Annotated in this window: 12 protein-coding genes and 1 pseudogene; 3 read left to right on the top strand and 10 right to left on the bottom strand. The window is 63.9% G+C overall.

Going from position 1 to position 18675, the window contains the following annotated elements:
• Positions 1-136: 136 nt before the first annotated feature.
• Together ACHMXB_RS12175 and ACHMXB_RS12180 are read right to left on the bottom strand one after the other, a co-directional pair.
• Positions 137-3682 carry an FG-GAP-like repeat-containing protein gene (locus ACHMXB_RS12175; protein WP_395405252.1) on the bottom strand — a complete coding sequence of 1182 codons (3546 nt, stop codon included), beginning with the start codon at positions 3680-3682 and terminating at the stop codon, positions 137-139.
• 897 nt (positions 3683-4579) lie between these two features.
• Positions 4580-5377 (bottom strand): annotated as a pseudogene (locus ACHMXB_RS12180) (S8 family peptidase); the annotation flags it as partial.
• On the opposite strand from ACHMXB_RS12180, the gene ACHMXB_RS12185 reads away from it, so the two are divergent.
• Positions 5273-5662 carry a hypothetical protein gene (locus ACHMXB_RS12185; protein ID WP_395405395.1) on the top strand — a complete coding sequence of 130 codons (390 nt, stop codon included), beginning with the start codon at positions 5273-5275 and terminating at the stop codon, positions 5660-5662. The pseudogene ACHMXB_RS12180 and the gene ACHMXB_RS12185 overlap by 105 nt on opposite strands.
• A gap of 815 nt (positions 5663-6477) precedes the next feature.
• Here ACHMXB_RS12185 and ACHMXB_RS12190 read toward each other — a convergent pair.
• The 7 genes from ACHMXB_RS12190 to ACHMXB_RS12220 form a co-directional block, all read right to left on the bottom strand.
• Positions 6478-7581, bottom strand: coding sequence for an acyltransferase family protein (locus tag ACHMXB_RS12190; protein ID WP_395398573.1), 1104 nt, complete (start codon positions 7579-7581; stop codon positions 6478-6480).
• 129 nt (positions 7582-7710) lie between these two features.
• Positions 7711-8361, bottom strand: a complete 651-nt coding sequence (locus tag ACHMXB_RS12195) for a hypothetical protein (protein ID WP_395398574.1) — start codon at positions 8359-8361, stop codon at positions 7711-7713.
• Positions 8358-9854 (bottom strand): hypothetical protein, encoded by a 1497-nt coding sequence (locus tag ACHMXB_RS12200; RefSeq protein ID WP_395398575.1) that lies wholly within the window; start codon positions 9852-9854, stop codon positions 8358-8360. The genes ACHMXB_RS12195 and ACHMXB_RS12200 overlap by 4 nt, the downstream gene beginning before the upstream one ends.
• Complete coding sequence (locus tag ACHMXB_RS12205; protein ID WP_395398576.1) at positions 9851-10108, bottom strand: hypothetical protein; 258 nt, start codon at positions 10106-10108, stop codon at positions 9851-9853. The genes ACHMXB_RS12200 and ACHMXB_RS12205 overlap by 4 nt, the downstream gene beginning before the upstream one ends.
• Positions 10109-10154: 46 nt before the next feature.
• The gene (locus ACHMXB_RS12210; protein ID WP_395398577.1) at positions 10155-10925 is read right to left on the bottom strand and encodes an ABC transporter ATP-binding protein; all 771 of its coding nucleotides are present in this window, start codon (positions 10923-10925) and stop codon (positions 10155-10157) included.
• A 28-nt stretch (positions 10926-10953) separates the two neighbouring features.
• Positions 10954-11211, bottom strand: a complete 258-nt coding sequence (locus tag ACHMXB_RS12215) for a hypothetical protein (RefSeq protein ID WP_395398578.1) — start codon at positions 11209-11211, stop codon at positions 10954-10956.
• A 281-nt stretch (positions 11212-11492) separates the two neighbouring features.
• A complete protein-coding gene (locus tag ACHMXB_RS12220) occupies positions 11493-13658 on the bottom strand; it encodes a CAP domain-containing protein (RefSeq protein WP_395398579.1) in 2166 nt (721 codons plus the stop codon).
• A 297-nt stretch (positions 13659-13955) separates the two neighbouring features.
• On the opposite strand from ACHMXB_RS12220, the gene ACHMXB_RS12225 reads away from it, so the two are divergent.
• Positions 13956-14426: a hypothetical protein gene (locus ACHMXB_RS12225; RefSeq protein ID WP_395398580.1), complete on the top strand. Its 471-nt coding sequence runs from the start codon at positions 13956-13958 to the stop codon at positions 14424-14426.
• 94 nt (positions 14427-14520) lie between these two features.
• A complete protein-coding gene (locus ACHMXB_RS12230; protein ID WP_395398581.1) occupies positions 14521-16278 on the top strand; it encodes a hypothetical protein in 1758 nt (585 codons plus the stop codon).
• A gap of 261 nt (positions 16279-16539) precedes the next feature.
• Here the strand turns inward: ACHMXB_RS12230 and ACHMXB_RS12235 are convergent, their stop codons facing one another.
• Positions 16540-17256 (bottom strand): hypothetical protein, encoded by a 717-nt coding sequence (locus ACHMXB_RS12235; RefSeq protein WP_395398583.1) that lies wholly within the window; start codon positions 17254-17256, stop codon positions 16540-16542.
• Positions 17257-18675 lie beyond the last annotated feature (1419 nt).

The following is an 18675-nucleotide window of genomic DNA, read 5'->3' on the forward strand; positions in this document are numbered from 1 at the left end:
AGTGGCGCGGGTGTTACTTGGTCGCCAGGCTCTGCTCGGGCAGCAAGTTGAGACTAGGGCCCGGCCGCGCGGAAAGAGCAACGGCCGCCACGCGAGGATTCGCGCGGCGGCCGTTCAGTTCAGCAAGGCGGAGGTGTCAGTTCCAGCCGGCACCCATGGATGACCGGCCCAGCCAGTTTCCAGCACCGTTGCCCTTGTACAGCCAGAGCACGCCGACAGCATCGATTGCCAGGGCGTCAGTCCTGCCGTCGCCGTTGAAGTCGCCGCGGCCCGCGATGGTGCCCATGGCATTCCAGCCCCCACCGGCGCTGGTCCGCGACGCGAAACCGCCGCGCCCGTTGCCACGGTAGACCCAGAGGATTCCGCTCGCGTCGCGGGCCAGGATGTCAGCCTTGCCGTCACCTGTCAGGTCACCGGGACCGACGACGGCGGTCATCACGTTCCAGCCCCCGCCCACCCGGATCCTCGTCAGCCAGCCGCCACGCCCGTTCCCCGGGTACACCCACAACGTGCCAGCCGCGTCCCGGGCCAGGACGTCCGACCTTCCGTCACCGTTCACATCACCCGGCCCGACAATGGAATTCATGACGTTCCAGCCGCCGCCCACCCGGATCCTGGCCAACCAGCCCCCGCGCCCGTTACCGGGGTACACCCACAGCGTCCCGGCAGAGTCACGGGCGAGCACATCGGCCTTGCGGTCCCCGTTCAGGTCGCCGGCTCCGACGAGCGAGTTCATGACATTCCAGCCGCCGCCCAGCTTTGTGCGTACGAGCCATCCCCCGCGACCGTTGCCCGGATACAGCCACAAAGTTCCGCCGCTGTCGCGGGCGATCAGGTCAGCCTTCCCGTCACTGTTAAGGTCACCCGCAGGCGCAACCAAGGTCATACGGAACACGGCCTTGAACGTCGCGGACCAGGATGCAACCGCCCCCGCATTCAGGACGTAATCCGCCGTAGCTTTCGCGGTGACGCTGACCGTTCCTGCCCCGGCATAGGTCCCGGCAGCAACGGCCCTACCACCGACCAGGTACTCAACACCCTCCATGGCTGGAACCGTGTAGGTGTCCTCCGCCGTGCCGTCCTTATCGACGAACACCACCGCAGCCGGGACCACCTCGAACGGGGTCGCCTTGAACGTCGCCGACCACTCCGTGACCGCACCGGCCTTTAGGACGAAGTCCGTCTTCGCACGCGCCGTCACCGTTACGGTGCCGGAGCCCGGGTAAGCGCCGGCTTCGACGACCTTGTCCCCGAGCACGTACTCCACGCCCTCAGTCTCGGGAACGGTGTAGGTGTCCTCCGCCGTGCCGTCCTTATCGACGAACACCACCGCAGCCGGGACCACCTCGAACGGGGTCGCCTTGAACGTCGCCGACCACTCCGTGACCGCACCGGCCTTTAGGACGAAGTCCGTCTTCGCACGCGCCGTCACCGTTACGGTGCCGGAGCCCGGGTAAGCGCCGGCTTCGACGACCTTGTCCCCGAGCACGTACTCCACGCCCTCAGTCTCGGGAACGGTGTAGGTGTCCTCCGCCGTGCCGTCCTTATCGACGAACACCACCGCAGCCGGGACCACCTCGAACGGGGTCGCCTTGAACGTCGCCGACCACTCCGTGACCGCACCGGCCTTTAGGACGAAGTCCGTCTTCGCACGCGCCGTCACCGTTACGGTGCCGGAGCCCGGGTAAGCGCCGGCTTCGACGACCTTGTCCCCGAGCACGTACTCCACGCCCTCAGTCTCGGGAACGGTGTAGGTGTCCTCCGCCGTGCCGTCCTTATCGACGAACACCACCGCAGCCGGGACCACCTCGAACGGGGTCGCCTTGAACGTCGCCGACCACTCCGTGACCGCACCGGCCTTTAGGACGAAGTCCGTCTTCGCACGCGCCGTCACCGTTACGGTGCCGGAGCCCGGGTAAGCGCCGGCTTCGACGACCTTGTCCCCGAGCACGTACTCCACGCCCTCAGTCTCGGGAACGGTGTAGGTGTCCTCCGCCGTGCCGTCCTTATCGACGAACACCACCGCAGCCGGGACCACCTCGAACGGGGTCGCCTTGAACGTCGCCGACCACTCCGTGACCGCACCGGCCTTTAGGACGAAGTCCGTCTTCGCACGCGCCGTCACCGTTACGGTGCCGGAGCCCGGGTAAGCGCCGGCTTCGACGACCTTGTCCCCGAGCACGTACTCCACGCCCTCAGTCTCGGGAACGGTGTAGGTGTCCTCCGCCGTGCCGTCCTTATCGACGAACACCACCGCAGCCGGGACCACCTCGAACGGGGTCGCCTTGAACGTCGCCGACCACTCCGTGACCGCACCGGCCTTTAGGACGAAGTCCGTCTTCGCACGCGCCGTCACCGTTACGGTGCCGGAGCCCGGGTAAGCGCCGGCTTCGACGACCTTGTCCCCGAGCACGTACTCCACGCCCTCAGTCTCGGGAACGGTGTAGGTGTCCTCCGCCGTGCCGTCCTTATCGACGAACACCACCGCAGCCGGGACCACCTCGAACGGGGTCGCCTTGAACGTCGCCGACCACTCCGTGACCGCACCGGCCTTTAGGACGAAGTCCGTCTTCGCACGCGCCGTCACCGTTACGGTGCCGGAGCCCGGGTAAGCGCCGGCTTCGACGACCTTGTCCCCGAGCACGTACTCCACGCCCTCAGTCTCGGGAACGGTGTAGGTGTCCTCCGCCGTGCCGTCCTTATCGACGAACACCACCGCAGCCGGGACCACCTCGAACGGGGTCGCCTTGAACGTCGCCGACCACTCCGTGACCGCACCGGCCTTTAGGACGAAGTCCGTCTTCGCACGCGCCGTCACCGTTACGGTGCCGGAGCCCGGGTAAGCGCCGGCTTCGACGACCTTGTCCCCGAGCACGTACTCCACGCCCTCAGTCTCGGGAACGGTGTAGGTGTCCTCCGCCGTGCCGTCCTTATCGACGAACACCACCGCAGCCGGGACCACCTCGAACGGGGTCGCCTTGAACGTCGCCGACCACTCCGTGACCGCACCGGCCTTTAGGACGAAGTCCGTCTTCGCACGCGCCGTCACCGTTACGGTGCCGGAGCCCGGGTAAGCGCCGGCTTCGACGACCTTGTCCCCGAGCACGTACTCCACGCCCTCAGTCTCGGGAACGGTGTAGGTGTCCTCCGCCGTGCCGTCCTTATCGACGAACACCACCGCAGCCGGGACCACCTCGAACGGGGTCGCCTTGAACGTCGCCGACCACTCCGTGACCGCACCGGCCTTTAGGACGAAGTCCGTCTTCGCACGCGCCGTCACCGTTACGGTGCCGGAGCCCGGGTGGGCGCCGGCTTCGACGACCTTGTCCCCGAGCACGTACTCCACGCCCTCAGTCTCGGGAACGGTGTAGGTGTCCTCCGCCGTGCCGTCCTTATCGACGAACACCACCGCAGCCGGGACCACCTCGAACGGGGTCGCCTTGAACGTCGCCGACCACTCCGTGACCGCACCGGCCTTTAGGACGAAGTCCGTCTTCGCACGCGCCGTCACCGTTACGGTGCCGGAGCCCGGGTGGGCGCCGGCTTCGACGACCTTGTCCCCGAGCACGTACTCCACGCCCTCAGTCTCGGGAACGGTGTAGGTGTCCTCCGCCGTGCCGTCCTTATCCGTAAACGCTACGTTTGTGGGTGTTACCTCTTGAAATACGGCAGCCGTCGGCAAGCTTGAGCGTTTTTCTGTCGTGTACCCGTCTTTCTTGCCCGTAACGGCAGCCGTCAAGACACCACCCCGATCCTCTGGAGTGACAATGTAGTCCGGGCTCGTTGCCCCTTCAACGGCAATCTCCGCACGGTACCACTGGTATTCCAGTTGCACAGGTTCGGGTGCCCAGGTGCCTGCCGAGACCGATAGCTTTTGTCCAACCCGGGCCGTGCCAGTCACCAAGGGGACCGGCGACAGCGAGAGTGTGCCAGCCGCAACCGGCTCGGTAGGTGGTGAGGTGGCAGATGCGCTGTCAGCTATTACGCTGCTGCCAGTCACAGTGACTGTTAGCGTGCTGCCAAGGTCAGCTGGAGTGACAACGTAGTAAGTGCCTCGGCCATTGATGACCGGGTCACCATTACGCTTCCATTCGTAGGCAAGTGAGCTAAAGTCACCGGACCAGTTCCCCGGATCGGCGATCAATGTTTGCCCCACAGCGGCGGTTCCCTGTATTGCAGGTTCCCCAGGCACTATCGAGAAGAAGTCAACGGGACCGACCGGCAGCGACATTCGCGATTCAGTTTTGTACCCGGATTTACTACCAGTCACCCGGACAGTGATGTAGTCGCCTACGTGCTCAGGAAAGAGACCGAGCTGGCGGCCGCCGCCTATCGGGCTCCCATCGGCAAACCACTCATATGTGAAATCAACAGGAGCTGGCCCCCATTCACCTGGTTGGGCAGTCAGAGTACGGTACATTCCGACCACGCCGGTAATTGTCGGAGTTGCGACCGTCAGCGGAATTTCCGGCTCGGGCTGAGCTGGTTTGTAACCCAATGCGGCCGCGGCATCGACCAGTCCTGCACCGCAACCTTCAAGACAGCTTCCCGGCATACTTCTCGCCGTTAGCTTCAGGCGCTCCTCAACCGCGGCGGGGGTCAGGGATCCTCCGGACTTTGACATCAACAACGCGGCAAGGCCGGCAACATGCGGTGCCGCCATCGACGTCCCTTGCTCGTAGTAGTAGGCTTCCGGCCCCGGCGATGTCACACCGTCGTTCAATGTGGAAGCGATGCCGTTGGACACACTCGAGCTCATATCTCCGCCCGGGGCCATCACGTCAACGACGGGACCGTAGTTGGAATAGGGGGCCCGCTGGGCGCTTCGGGTGCTGGCGCCAACGGTAATAACGTTCTGGCAGTTAGCTGGGTTTGATACGGCAGCCGGAAGGTTCTCGTTACCAGCGGCGACTACCACTGATGCCCCGCGCGAAACGGCGAAATCAATCGCGGCTTGGGAGGTCTCAGAGCATGCACCGCTGCCGCCAAGGCTCAGATTGATGACTTGGGCCGGGTTAGCGTTATCAGCGGTCCCTTCAACCGAACCTCCAGCCGCCCAAATGATGGCGTCAGCAATGTCAGAGGTGTAGCCGCCGCAGGCTCCCAAGGCCCGCATTGGCAGAATCTTTGCCTCAGGCGCGACGCCAGCCACGCCATTATTGTTGTCTGTCACAGCTGCAATAGTCCCGGCAACATGGGTTCCGTGCCAGGAAGATTGCCCTGCTCCAGAGCCGTCATAGCACTGGCCAGCCCCTGTCCAGTCGCCTGGATCGTGAGGATCCGCATCCCGCCCATCGCCGTCACGCGTCACGAAAGGATTCCAGATCATGTCGTAACCCGGCAGCACATTTGCGTTGAGGTCGCTGTGGTACGTGATGCCCGTATCGACGACGGCTACAACGACGCCTGCGCCCTTGCTGACATTCCACGCGCTTGGCACGCGCATACCGCCCTGCGCTTCAAAAAAATCCCATTGCAGCGGGTAAAAGGTGTCATTGGAAGTCGCTGCGGTCATTGGCCTCATGACAAGGTCCAGTTCCGCATATTCCACGTCAGGATCGGTGCGAAGCGCGTCAAGGAGAACGTCGCTCTGATTTGTGGTCAGCTTCCTATCGGCCCGGAGAATGCGCGCTCCTGCCGAGGTCGCTCGCACATCCTTTAGTGATGCGCCCACCTTCGATCCTGCAGCAGCGTATGAACGTCCGCGCTCAACAGCGCTTATTCGGGCTTTCTCCTTGAATTTGACAAGAACCTGGTCCGTCGGCAGGTCCGTCACCGAAGGAGTCATTGGAACGGCCGGCAGTGCTGGTTCATCGGCGACTGACGGAGGGGCGAACAATCCCCCTCCGATAAGTGCACCAACAGCAGCCAAAGTTACATATGAGACAAAGCGTGCGCGCGGCAGGCCAATCAATAGGACCGTCCTAGGGTCAGGCGTCGACCATAGAGGAGCCGATACGCGGATGAGGGCCGCGTCCCCCGCGTCCAAGGTGAATTCTAGCTACAACTTCAAGCTTCAATTACCAGTCCCCAACACGGCCGCGGGCTGAACGGCAGCCGGCCCGGCGGGCAACGCGGTGGAGGTACCAACAGCGGAGAGTCGCATGCCCCCGCAACCACCGCTTCGGTAACCGAGCGCAGGGCTACCGTGACCGGCGAGCGAAGCGCCGGCAGCCTAAAAGGGTCCGAGCCCAGGAGTGAGGTGAATACGATGGCGAATGTACCCGTGGGGCGTTGGCGGCAGTGAAAGTGCCGAGGGATAGCTGATCCTGCTGGCTGACGAGAAACTCCCGGCAGCCAGGACGCGGCGTTTCGCGGCCGGGCAGCTAAAGAAGGCGATCTAGGCCGCTCGTTCCCAGCCACTGCCTCGCAAAGGCAAGGGCGCCGATCCTGTAGGCGGGGGGCACCCGCACCCTGAGTGGGAATTTTCGCGGACGCTGTCTTCGGCCCGTCCAGCACCACGCCCACCTGCATGCCCTACTGGCCCACCAAGGTCTTCTCGGCCTGCTGCGTGTCCGCGACGGGGCCGCCGCCCGAGGCCCTGTTCCGCAGCCGGGCCTCTACGGGACGCTCAAAGAAGGTGTAGGCGGCACCGGCAAGCGGGATGGACACCGCGATTCCGACGACGGCGAACACGACACGCTCGGCCAGGCTCACCGGGCCGAGCTCCAAGGCTGTCCGGAGCACGAGCTCGTGGACCAGGTAGAGCGCGAACGACCACTCCCCCAGTTTCACCATGGCCGACGAACTGGCGAACGTGGGGCGCCCTCCGCAGCGGTCACGGTCCGCATAGGCAGCAATCAGGAGGGCGAAGCCGGGGATGCAGAGCGCGCCCGCCAGCGGCCCGGCGGTGTGCCAGGGCGCGACACCGTCCACCACCTCGAGGATGAGGACAGAGCCGATGGCTGCCGCAGCTCCGGTGCCCACACCGAACCGAGGCTTCCAGCCATTCCTCATGGCGATGGCCAGGCACACGCCCACAATGAACTCCGCGACCCGGAACGCGGGGAACGTGTAGAACAGGGCTCCCCAGTCAAAGCCGGGCAGGAACCCCAGCAGCACGGAGACGAGCGCAACGGCCGCAAAGAAAACCGCGGCGCCGATGCGGAAGAGCTTCCCCGCGTCAAGACCCGAAAGCCGCACCGCCAAGAACGGGAACACCGCGTAGAAGAAGGCTTCGCAGGACAGTGACCAGGACACCCCGTTATAGGAGTAGACCCATTCCTTGTCACCGAGCCAACCCTGTACAAGGAGAAGTGAGGCCAGGAGCTGGGGAACCGACTGGCCCCCTTGGGTGGCGAAAACCAGGACGACGGCGGCCAGCGCCGTGAGTGCGTGCAGCGGCCAGATCCGCGCAAACCGTCGCCAGTAGAACTGGCGTTTCGACGTGCCCGGTTTCATGGACCAGGCCAGCACGAACCCGGACAGCAGGAAGAAGAACGTCACACCGGTCTGCCCCATGGACACCAGCGGATACATCTCGGGCACCAGCGTCACCGACGCGTGATACAGGACCACCAGCATGGCGGCTATGAACCGCAGTCCTGTCAGTGAATCCAGCCGGGTGCGCGAAACGTTCATCCTTTACTCCAAGTACGACGGCAATAAACCGTCAAGTCTACCGGGGTGGGTCAAACCGGCCAGCAAGGCTTCTGGCAAAAGACTTTGCGGCTGTCATCAGGATTTTTGCCTGATGCAGGCACCGTTGCATCAGGAGGCTGTCAAGTTTCCTGCCGCAGTTTCCGCCTCATCAGCCATTGGCGCTGCACCGCTTCCCGTCTGGTCGCGGCCGTTCCTGCCGGTCAAACCTATGAAGATCTGGCCAATGCCCAGCAGCAGCATCCGGCCGTCAGGGAACAACGGCAGGAGGTTGGCCGCGTGCACGGCCGCGAGCGGCAGGACGATCCAGCCGGGCGCACCCGCCAGCAGGAATACTGCGCAGCTGGCAGTCCCGAGGACCGGCCCGGCCGCGGCTGTGGCCACGGTTTGCAGTCCCTGCAGCCGCGGACCGGTGACCCACACGTTCGCCAGTGATTGGTTTGCCTCGCCCGCCTGCGCGTCACGCAGGACCAGCCGGAGGGCTATCAAATGGGCAGCTTCGTGAACCAGCAAGGAGGTCAGGCAGACCGCAAAACCAACACCCGCGGCGGAGAGGGGTTCGCTGTAGAAGCCGGTGGCCAGGCCAGCTGCTCCGGCGGTCCCGAAGAAGAGGAGGGCCATGGCCAGCGCGGGGATCGCCCCCGCCCTGGCCACTGAAACCAGCGCCCCCGTGATGCCCCGTCCCAGCTTCCAGCTCCCCCGCCGCCAGGTTGGCGGCGGTTGCCCGGCACCGTCGCCGGAACCCTGAAGTTCGGGACTCAAGCGCTGGCCATCTCGGTGCGGTGCACAGCCAGCCACCGCGCCGTCAGCAGGTACCAGGCAAAGGCCGCCGCCATCATGGCGATTTGGACGGCCAGGCTGACGAGGATATTCGTTGAGGCCGCCAGCATGGACTGCAGGCCGAAAGTCAGGCCCAGCAGGCCCACCACCGCTACGGCTTCGGATACTGCACCGCCGATGGACTGGTCGCGGCTGACGGGGAGGAGCAGCCCGAGCGCGCAACTGGCGCAAAGCTCTACGAACAGCATGGGAAGGGCCAGGAAAAACTCCACAGGACCGCCGCCGGAGACGAGCATGAATGCCGTCCCGTACACCACCATCATGCCCGCCCAGATGAGCAGCACCGCTCTGAACTTCGGCCCGATCCATGCCGTGGGGCTGCCCGTGACACGGTATATCCAGTGGTGGCGGCGGGTGGGTCCGTAGCACCCGATCCCAATGGCACTGGCAACACCGAGTGCCAGGTAGACCAAGCCCAACTCGTCGCCGCCGGCGGCTGCGGCCGAGACAACGGCGGCGGCACACAACCCGTTGATAAAGAGCAGGAGCACGGCGTTGGGCGGGTACCGGAGCCACTGGCGCAGTTCAAGCACCATGAAGGATGGCCTGCCGGCCGAGAGATTCCGGCCGGCGAAGAAGCGGGGACGCCACGGCGCGAACTCCTTCCGCGGCACCGCCTCAAGCACGCCCAGGGCAGCGAGCAGGATCATGGGAGAGGCTGGCACCAGGCCAAGGACCCACCACGAGGGTGCCGGAGCGCCCAACAACCAGGCGAGCACCTCCCCGAGCGGCAGCAGGACTCCCCTGCCGTCTCCGCCGTTCATGGGCATGGACGTCATGAATGCGTAGAGCAGCAGCCCGGCAGTGAGCAGGCCGCTGATGCCCTGCACCATGACGCCATTGCGGCCCAGTAGCCGGGCGGCCACCACCTGGCCCACTTCAGTGAGCACCTGCGTTGCAAGGCAGCCGAGCAGTGCGGCGAAGATGGCGTAACTGACGCCTGCGAGGGCCACAGCGGCGCTGCCCGTGAAGACGAACTGCAGGGCGAGCGGCGCCGACACCAGCAGGCCCCCAAAAAAGCCCACGGCCACGGTCAGCCAACGCGTCGCACCGCGTACATGGGCTTCGCGTACGGGCAGCACCGAAAGCATTTCCGTCAAGAGCGTGCGGCTTGGTGCGTAAAGAACAGCCATGAGTGTGGCCAAGGCCGGCATCGTGAACATGACGCTGGCCACCGGGGCGGCGATTTCGCGTCCTGTGTCCGGGTCCATTCCCAGTTGCTTGCCGAGCTCGATACTGGACCAGGCCGTCCAGGCACCGACGGCCGCAAGGATGGCCGCAACCAGCAACTTGGCTTTGGTTCGTGAACCAAGGGACCGGCACAGATCGTTAAACCACATGCGCCAGGTGATTCGGTGCACAGCTGCGGTGACAGCCAGCGGTCCCACCCGTCGCGGTCCGGCCACCTGGCTCATGACTGCTGGCTGGTCCGCTTGGCCTTGGACGCCAGCCACACGACGGTCGCCGCAGCAACGGCCAGCACTATCGGGCCAAGCGGGTTGAAGAACATGCTGGTCTCCGGGGCCCCGGATGAATTCGTGCCTGACTCAACGGAAATAAAGACCGGAACGGAAAAACTGCCGTTAGTGACAAATGTGATGATGAAAATGGCCACCAATGCGACCGTGGAAATAAGAATTCCGACGCCGAGTGCTTTCATGAAATTCATCGAATGTTCGCTTTCGCTTCTTTGGTTTACGAGCGGCCAAAAGGAATTAGAAGGACAGCAAACGCTGCAATTCCTCTTCCTTTCCGAGCATAGCCTGATGCAGCCCGGTGGCGTGGACAAACAGCTCCTCCAGTGACGCCGCCCCGCTTTCCTTGATGAGATCTTCGGGGTGTCCGGCAGCCACTTTCCGGCCTTCGGCGAGGATTACCACCGAGTCGCAGAAGCGCTCAGCGGCCAAGAGATCGTGCGTTGCGATCAGGATGGCCCCGCCCTCACGGGTGAAGGTCCGCAGGAGCGAGTTCATGAGGAGTCCCGCTTCGGGGTCCAGCCCGCGCATGGGTTCGTCCAGAATCAGAAGGTCAGGCCGGTGGGACAGTGCCAGCACCAGCTGGAGCTTGCGCTTCATGCCGTGGGAATAGTCCCCGACATACTTTTCCAGGTGCGGGGCAAGTCCCAGCAGGTCGGCCAGACCGGCCGCGGTTTCGTCATGGAACAGCGGCCGTAGCCGGCGGTGGAAATCCAGGAGTTCGCGGGCGGTGAGGGCTTCGGGAACAGGCAGGTCGTCCGGGAAGAATCCAAAACGGTCCTTGGCCTCCACGTCGTCGTGCGAAAGGCCGCAGATGTTAACTGTCCCCGACGTTGGGCGGATGAAACCGGAAATGCAGTGGATGGTGGTCGACTTGCCTGACCCGTTGGGGCCAAGCAGCCCGGTCACTTCCCCTGCTCGGACCGTGAAGTCGAGGTCCTGAACGCCGTGCCGGGCTCCATAGTCCTTGGTGAGTCCGGTGACAGCCAGCGGGTCAGGCAAGTGTTCCATTATTTATTGGTCCTTAATCGTTGTCAGGCTAGTAGCAACCGAGCTTGACGCCGATCTTAATGCCCCAGGGACCCTTGACGGCCTCGATGTGGCCGGTGAAGCCACGGTAGCCCGAGTTGCGGCAGTAGATCCAGGCCACTGCGGCAGCAATGACCAGAATGCCGATCAGGACAAGCCAGACCCAGCGGTATTCACTGTTCTTGTCCAGTGCGGAGTTTACTGCCCGCGCAACTGCATTTTGCGCCGAGACATGCGCAGCAATTGCGTAATCGGTGAGAGCGAGCATGGATATACCTTCCATAGATGCGAGTGGTTTACATGAACTGCCAAATGAATGGCGGATTCCCCCCCAGATACAAACGCGGCTCGAATCCGCTATGCCGAGCGTAGAGGCCGGATAAGCAGCGGTCAACTGTTTCCTCCAATGAGTTTAGTTATTTTCTGGTGAACACAAAATCACCGCGTGATTGTGTCGCAGCCAAGGCCTCTCACCCGCAAAAGTTCCCTAGACTCATGGGATGCATTCCAGTCCCAAGAGCTTCCGCGCTCAAGACCCGAACCGACGGCTCAGTGGTTGCCGATGACGTATGGTTCCCAACCCCTGGTGCCGAGGGTCCTCGGGGCGTCCCAGGCAGACTCGTTCGCCTGGTAGTACAGCAACGCCCCTGATTTGCTCCGTGCCAGCAGACCTTGGGTACCCACGCCGCCAAGCCCGCGGGCCACGGTCAGTGACGTGAAGCCCTGCCAGCCCGCTCCAATGACCGCGCGATTTTCCGCGATGAACGCGCCGCGGCCGTTGGTCCGGTAGAGCACCAGCTGGCCACTTGCGTTTCGCGCCACGATGTCCATGGCACCGTCCCGGTTCCAGTCCAGGAGGCTGATGTCCAGCTTCAGCCAACCGGCACTGATCTGGACGCCAGCGCTGGGCGCCTTCCCGAGGGTGTTGGCGTAGTGATACAGCTTTCCGGTGGCAACGTGCTTGGCCACGATCGACGGAAACCTGTCGGCGGTCTTCCAGCTTCCGACGTCGATGGTGTAGTTCTGCCAGCCGCCGGCACCGATCGTCTCCCGGACGAAGCCTCCGCCAGGCAGGGCCCGGTACAGGTAGAGCTGCCCCGCCTTGGCCTTGCCAAGGATGTCGAAGTAGCCGTCCCGGTTCCAGTCCGTGACGTGAATGTCGCTGAAGATTGACCACCCGGCACCGATCCTGACCCGGGCGGTCTTCAGGTTGCCGTAGTTCCAAAGAGTGCCTGCCGAGTCAATGGCAAGGACGCTATCCTGCGACTTGATCGTCGGTGCAACTGGCGGGGCCGCGGGCGGCGGGAATGTGTGCGCCCACGTCAAATTCCCGGTGACGGAGTAGCCGGGAAGAGCCTCGGCGTACACCTCGACCCGGCCCGATGCGGGGTAAGTGCCAGCGGCCTTCGGCAGTTCAGCCACGATGTACCGGACCCCGGTCTTGGAAGGAATGGTGAACGACGACGCGCCGAAGGTGGGTGCAGGTGGTGCAACTTCAATAATGGGAACTGGCCGGAGGTCCTTGGACCAGGACGTCGTCCCCTGCAGGACGTAGCCGTACTTGGCCTCAGCCGTAACGGTAATGACTTCCTGAACGAAATACGTTCCGGGGTCGCGGACGATCCCGCCGACCCGGTAACGGACCCCCGGCTCGGAAGGAATTACGTACCACCAACCACCAAACGTCGGCCCGGCGGGTGCGACCGCGATGTTTTCGCGAACCTGTGGCGGCGTCGGGTCCGGGGTGCTGGGACCCGTCACGGTTCCGTCAATCAGCTTCACGGTGTACGTGTAGTCCACGGGCGTCCCCTCGCGCACCATCCCGGTGACCTTGACCGTGTAGTTCGTTTCCGCGGTTCCCCGCGGTATCTGCAGCTGCGCCACGTCGAATACCAGGGTATTGGGCCCGTAACCGTTCCCTGCGGGGTAGGACGTGACCGGCATGTCGGTTCCGGCGGCATCTGTAACCACGACGCTGGCCCTCGAAAAATCGACGTCGTGGCCTGACGACAGCGACCATCGCCCCGGCGGCAGCAGCTGGGTGGGGAAATAGCCGGCATTCGGAAACGCGATGTAGTCCGGATTTGCGCGAGTCTCGCTGGTCCCGCCGCCGAGGATGTTGACGGCGTTGAACATGCTGGTGGTCCCGATGCCCATGGTGGTCGTGGTCGGGTTCAGAAGCCAGCGCCGGTGCCCCACGTCGGTGTTATTGCTGCCCCCGTCATCCATGTATCCCCTGATGGCATGGGACATGGAGGGGAGCCGGGGGAAGGTGTAGTGCAGGTTGGACGTTGCTGCTCCGGCTTGCCCCAGCGGCGTGAAGCAGGTCCAGTCGCTGGTGGGATAGTGGTTCAGGCTGCCCCGGGCGTGCATCATCAGGGCCGCCGCCTGTGCTTTGGCGTTCTGCTCGTCAGTGAGGGTAATACTGTCCAGCCCCGAGAGGCCGCGGTAAAAGTTAATCGCCGCCGTTCCGCTGGCCAGCGAACTCGCCGACTGCGTTCCCGGATCGCACCCTGTCACGGACCCTGTCCAGTTGATGTCCTGCGCCGTGGCAGGCAGGTAGCGGTCCTTGTAGGCCGCCACCACCGCATCGCGCGATTGCGTGTCGATGGCATTGTCTGTTTCCGCAGCCTGCGATGGCCCGGCCGTTCCGACAGAGACGAGGGCTGCCATGAGCAGCACCGAGGCCAGCCGAGGCCTCACCGTTTTATTCATTTCTTCCCCCAAATTGAAATCTGCTCAAAACATAACATCCAAGTGCATTCCGGCTGTGAGAACCGCGTTAATCCTTCGGCAACGTTGGGGTGGCGTTCCGAAGAAGAGTACGACGGCGGAGATAGTTGGCGGTTTAGAGGAGGTGATGGAGACCCTCAATTGGGCCGAACCAAGTCTTGATCGAACCTTGAGCGCCTCTTGGTTGGCACTTGATGTTGAAGCATCATGCTTTTTCTATCAAGACCGGACAGGCGCCGCGGAAGCGAGCGACAGAGCCGCAACTACTTAGGGGAGACCATGGCAAAGATCGCAGGACGCAAGAAGCGCATCATCGTTACCACCGCAGTACTGGCCGCCATCGGTGGCGGCGCTGCCTTCGCATACTGGAGTGCAACAGGCACCGGCGCCGGCGAAGCAAAAGCTGGCACCGAAAGCGCTCCTTTTGAGATCGTGAGCCAGGCAGCGACGGGCGGTCCCCTTTCTCCGGACGGTCCCAAGCAGACAGTAGCCTTCACGGTGACCAACCCAGGCTCCGGCGTCCAGTACTTGTCGGATGTCAAGGTGACCGTGAAAGCGGGCTGGTCCGTAGGCACCACAGCACCGTGCACGGCCGCCGATTTCGTCATCGACGAAGCGGACATCGTCAAGGGGTCCATCGATCCGGCGGGCACTGTTGCGGGCACGGTCAAAATCCAGATGATCAACCGTGCCGCCAACCAGGACTCCTGCAAGGGAGCGACCGTACCGCTGGTCTTCACCGCGAGCTGAAGGCGAGGCGGACTGATCTATCTGGTCAGTAGCCCAGTTCTCCGACTCCGCTGGTAGACCAGCTTCACGCCCGCTTCGTGTCCAGAAGGTAGCCATGCCAGCCACCAGCACCAGCTCCGCCAAGGCCCCCCGGACGCCTCAGGCGGGGCTGGTGCCGCTTAGGCGCTCGGCTATCCGCTTCATGGCCATCGGGGTGTCGCTTGTCATGGCGGCGCTCGTGGGCGCTCCCGGTGCGGCGGCTTTCTGGAAGTCCGTCGGACTGGGGGCTGGAAGCGCCGCAACCGCATCACTGGCTGCACCCACCGGCGTCACTGCACCGTCGGTTAACGCGGGCGCCGTGCCCGTGAGCTGGACGGCGTCCGCCGGACCAATAGTACCCACCGGCTACTACGTCACCCGCATCACGGGCAGCACCACCGCGTCGGCTTGCGGCAGCAGCCCTGCATCCCTCCTGGATGGCGCGTCCTGCACGGATAACGCGGTGCCTGTCGGGACGCACACCTACGTCGTCACGGCTGTCTACAAGTCCTGGACAGCCGTCAGCCAGGCCAGCGGCAACGTCACGGTGGTGCTGCCGGGAAGCAACCGGCTCGCCTTCAGCCGCGGACCAAGCAATGCGGTGGCCGCCGTGACGATTAGCCCGGCGGTGACCGTGACGGTACAGACATCCTTGGGAGTCGCGGTAGCAAACGCTTCAGTCGCGCTGTCGCTCGGGAACAATCCGGGTTCGGGGAAGCTGTCCGGCACAGTGGCGGTGCAAACTGATGGTTCGGGCGTTGCGACGTTTCCGGACCTGTCGATTGAAAAAGCCGGCACCGGGTACACGCTCACGGCGTCCTCCCCCGGCCTGACGCCGATCAGCAGCGGGTCCTTCAACATCACGCCGGCGGCAGCAACAACACTTCAAATCACCACCGCTCCCGTCTCGGGGGCAGCCTCCGCCACGGCCAACCTGGGCCCCATCACGGTGCAGCGGGTGGATGCAAACGGCAACCTGGTTACGGCCGGCAGTCTCGCCGTCGGGCTCTCCTCCAGTACAGCCGGAGCCGGAGTTTTCTCCGCAACCAATGGCGGACCGGCAGTCACCACCGTGACCATCCCCAACGGGTCATCAGCTGCATCCTTCCATTACGGGGACACCAAAGCCGGGACACCCACCGTCGCTGCCAGCAGCACCGGTCTGACCGCCGCATCACAGGCGGCAACCATCACCGCCGGCGCAGCCACGAAGCTCGTCGTGACCAGCGCGCCGGTGGCGGGGGCAGCGTCTGCGTCCGCCACCCTCGGACCGGTCACGGTGCAGCGGCAGGATGCATTTGGTAACCCGACGACGGCGGGCGCCACCACGCTGCTTTTGGCCTCCAGTTCCGCGACGACAACTTTCGCCGCCACCTCCGCAGGCGCAGCCGTGAGCCAGGTGACGATCGCCGCCGGTTCCGCGGTGACGTCCTTCTACTACGGGGACACCAAGGCCGGATCGCCGACAATAACGGTGAACAACGCCACCCTGGGTGCAGTCACACAGACCGAAACCGTCGTGGCAGGTGCGGCATCTCAGGTTACCTTCGACACTGGCCCAACCCCGACGGTCTCCATGAACCAGCCCTTCAACCCCGTCATTCGCGTCCTCATCGCTGACATGTTCGGCAACCCCACTAGCACCGGTACTGTCACCATCAGCACAAGCATCAGCACCTGCAAACTCGGCGGAACGACGACTCAGCAGGCCGTCTTGGGTGTGGCGACCTTTACCGGACTTCAGCCTCAGGGAAATGCTTCGAATTGCCGGCTGGTTGCGACCAGTGGGACGTCTACCGCCACCAGCAACCCCTTCAGTGACAACCACAACTAGCAATCCGTGACAATAGGTCGGCGGAATGCCTCCATCTGCTCTCGCACCGGTGGGGGCATTCTGTATTCTCAGGAGCTAAATCGTCTGGGGCAAGACGGATCCTGAAGCCGGAGCCAAAATCGCGTTACGGTGGGACACGAGGACCTCCTGGTTTGTGTTCGCTCTCGACAAGCACCACACAACACCCGGAGGTCCTCTTATTGCGTCAGGTCAATCCCGTGTCATCAACCTGCCGGGACAATACAGCTAGCCGGCGGTGCCTTATCTGCCCGGAGGCGCGAGGCAGTGCTTGACCACGAAGACATACTCCCCCGTCAGCGTCCAGTTTCCAGTGGTCACCTGCTGATTTATGGAAGCCAGGTGCCTACCCGCACTAGATGCCAGCTCGGCACCGTAGTAGCCCCAGCGGAAGCCTGCAAAAAACTGCTGGCTGACCAGGGCGGCGGCCCTGTGCTGCACCTCCTTTATTACGGCCTGTTCAGAGGTGTCGGAGATCTGGTTGAAATTGAGCTGCGCTCCAGAGAGGGAGCTGCTTTCCTCAGGGGCGACACGGTCTAAAGCCAGTGAGCACACGATGTCTTTTAGCACCGTCTTGCCCGCTTCTGCCACCCGGTTTTCTTCGAGTGGGCTGGGAACTGTCGCGCTGGCAGCTACCGCCGTTTCCGCGACGTCTAGATACCGGGCGGTTGTCGCTTGTACGGGCGGCACCAGCTGGTCGGCTTGCGCGGCCGACTCTTCTACAGCCCTCCCGTGTTCGATCGCCTGACGGACGTTGGAGTCTCCCGCGGTTCCTTCTGGAGGGTTTGCCAGGAGACGCGACAGCTCGCTGGTCTCGTCGCTGGCCTTTCTTCCCTGCAACAGCCATGACTGGGGTTGCCGCAACCTCGACTCAGCGCTTGCGGCGGCGCGTGCGACGTCGTCCGCATACTTTGCCGCTGCTGCCCCCGCCTCAGCAGGACATCCTGCAGCCGTCAGCACAAAAACAATGCAAAGCGAAGCGCCGAAAATTCTCTTAGCGCGCTTAGCGTCATGGGGCGAGCCGGACGATGGCCGCCCGTGGTGTCTAAGATCCTCCATAGCCAACACCTCTATTTCGTAGCGCTGGTCGCAACTGTTCCGGACGGCATCAGCGTGACAGCGCCATCCACACGACCGCCGCCGTCAGCACGGCCAAAAGACACAGTCCTGCATAAGAGAGGGCACGCAGCCGGCGTTGCCGTGTCTGCCCCTGTTGAAAACGCTCAAGATTGCGGTTCCCCATGCGGCCGAGGCTAAACAGAAAACCTTGGACTAATCTTGGGGCCGCTTGGGAACGGCTGCCCTCGCCGTGCCAGCCATGGACGCGTCTTCCTGCACTCGGGGTAGGGCCGCTGCCCGCGGAGGAACGACGACGGCGATACCCGGAGGTCAGCTCCTACCCGGCCGGTAGAAGACTGCAGGCCCGGCAGAGGCCGTCGCGAGGTAGAGTTCGACCGTACTTCCGGCAGCGGCAACGCGCAGCGCGGACACCTTGTATTGGCCGTCTCCGGCGCCGCTGGCCGCCGCTGCACCAGAAGGTGCACCTGGCCGATCCGGTTGGACGTTAACGGTCAGGGTGAGGGTGCTGGCCAGCGGCGTGAGCGCCGACTCGGCGGCGACCGATACCGGTGCGGCAGCCGACTGTATGGCAGAGGACGCTGCCGGTAGCACCGCGCCCAGAATATATAGCGCGGCGTCGAGCGCCCCCGCCACTATCCTGCCGCCAGAATGGCACGGACCTTCCCGGGCCGCCGGGCGGGTTTTAATTCAGAGATGTTGCGAGCAGGCATGTTTTCCCCCAATGACAGTCCGCTGCCCAGACGTGCCAGGAGGCACGTGACCAGAGCGCGGATCGCACAGGCGGCTCCCCCAGCCGGCAGCGGAGATACGACGTTGAATTCCGTGCAGATACATTGACCACCCTATGCGGTTCTTCCCAGGAAGCCAAAACCTAGAGTGAAAGAAAGAGGGCACTGACCAGCGCAAACGCTGAAAAGTCGGGCCAGGTCAGGCGGCTCGCGTCCCCACGGCGGCAAGAAGCCCAACGGCCCCCCATATAGCCCGTTGGAATCCTTGCGCCTATCTGAAAGGCTAGCCAGCCCGCCCTGGCGCGGTCAGCATGGTAGCCAGCGGACGGCGGAATTTGTCACCGGAAGTGGGGACACCGAGGAGCTTTATGACGGCCAGCCGGCGATCCCCCGTCGCCGGTGGCAAAAGGTGGTAGCCGCATCCGCTTCGCGTCCGACGGCGGCCCTCACGTTCCGGAGGTGACTGTCACATCCGATTCGCCTGAGCACCTGCCTGCGCGAACGCGTGGCGACGGTGCAGATACTGGATGATCGGCGGCGGGACCCTGAGCCACCGATGCTTGCGGCCGCC

It is taken from the genome of Arthrobacter sp. UC242_113, from assembly GCF_044054585.1.
Taxonomy (GTDB): Bacteria; Actinomycetota; Actinomycetes; order Actinomycetales; family Micrococcaceae; genus Arthrobacter.

What these genes read in the sequence shown, in the direction of transcription:
- ACHMXB_RS12190 (WP_395398573.1), bottom strand. Translation starts at nt 7,581, where the DNA reads ATGAACGTTTCGCGCACCCGGCTGGATTCACTGACAGGACTGCGGTTC.
- ACHMXB_RS12200 (WP_395398575.1), bottom strand. Translation starts at nt 9,854, where the DNA reads ATGAGCCAGGTGGCCGGACCGCGACGGGTGGGACCGCTGGCTGTCACC.
- ACHMXB_RS12205 (WP_395398576.1), bottom strand. Translation starts at nt 10,108, where the DNA reads ATGAATTTCATGAAAGCACTCGGCGTCGGAATTCTTATTTCCACGGTC.
- ACHMXB_RS12210 (WP_395398577.1), bottom strand. Translation starts at nt 10,925, where the DNA reads ATGGAACACTTGCCTGACCCGCTGGCTGTCACCGGACTCACCAAGGAC.
- ACHMXB_RS12215 (WP_395398578.1), bottom strand. Translation starts at nt 11,211, where the DNA reads ATGCTCGCTCTCACCGATTACGCAATTGCTGCGCATGTCTCGGCGCAA.
- ACHMXB_RS12220 (WP_395398579.1), bottom strand. Translation starts at nt 13,658, where the DNA reads ATGAATAAAACGGTGAGGCCTCGGCTGGCCTCGGTGCTGCTCATGGCA.
- ACHMXB_RS12225 (WP_395398580.1), top strand. Translation starts at nt 13,956, where the DNA reads ATGGCAAAGATCGCAGGACGCAAGAAGCGCATCATCGTTACCACCGCA.
- ACHMXB_RS12230 (WP_395398581.1), top strand. Translation starts at nt 14,521, where the DNA reads ATGCCAGCCACCAGCACCAGCTCCGCCAAGGCCCCCCGGACGCCTCAG.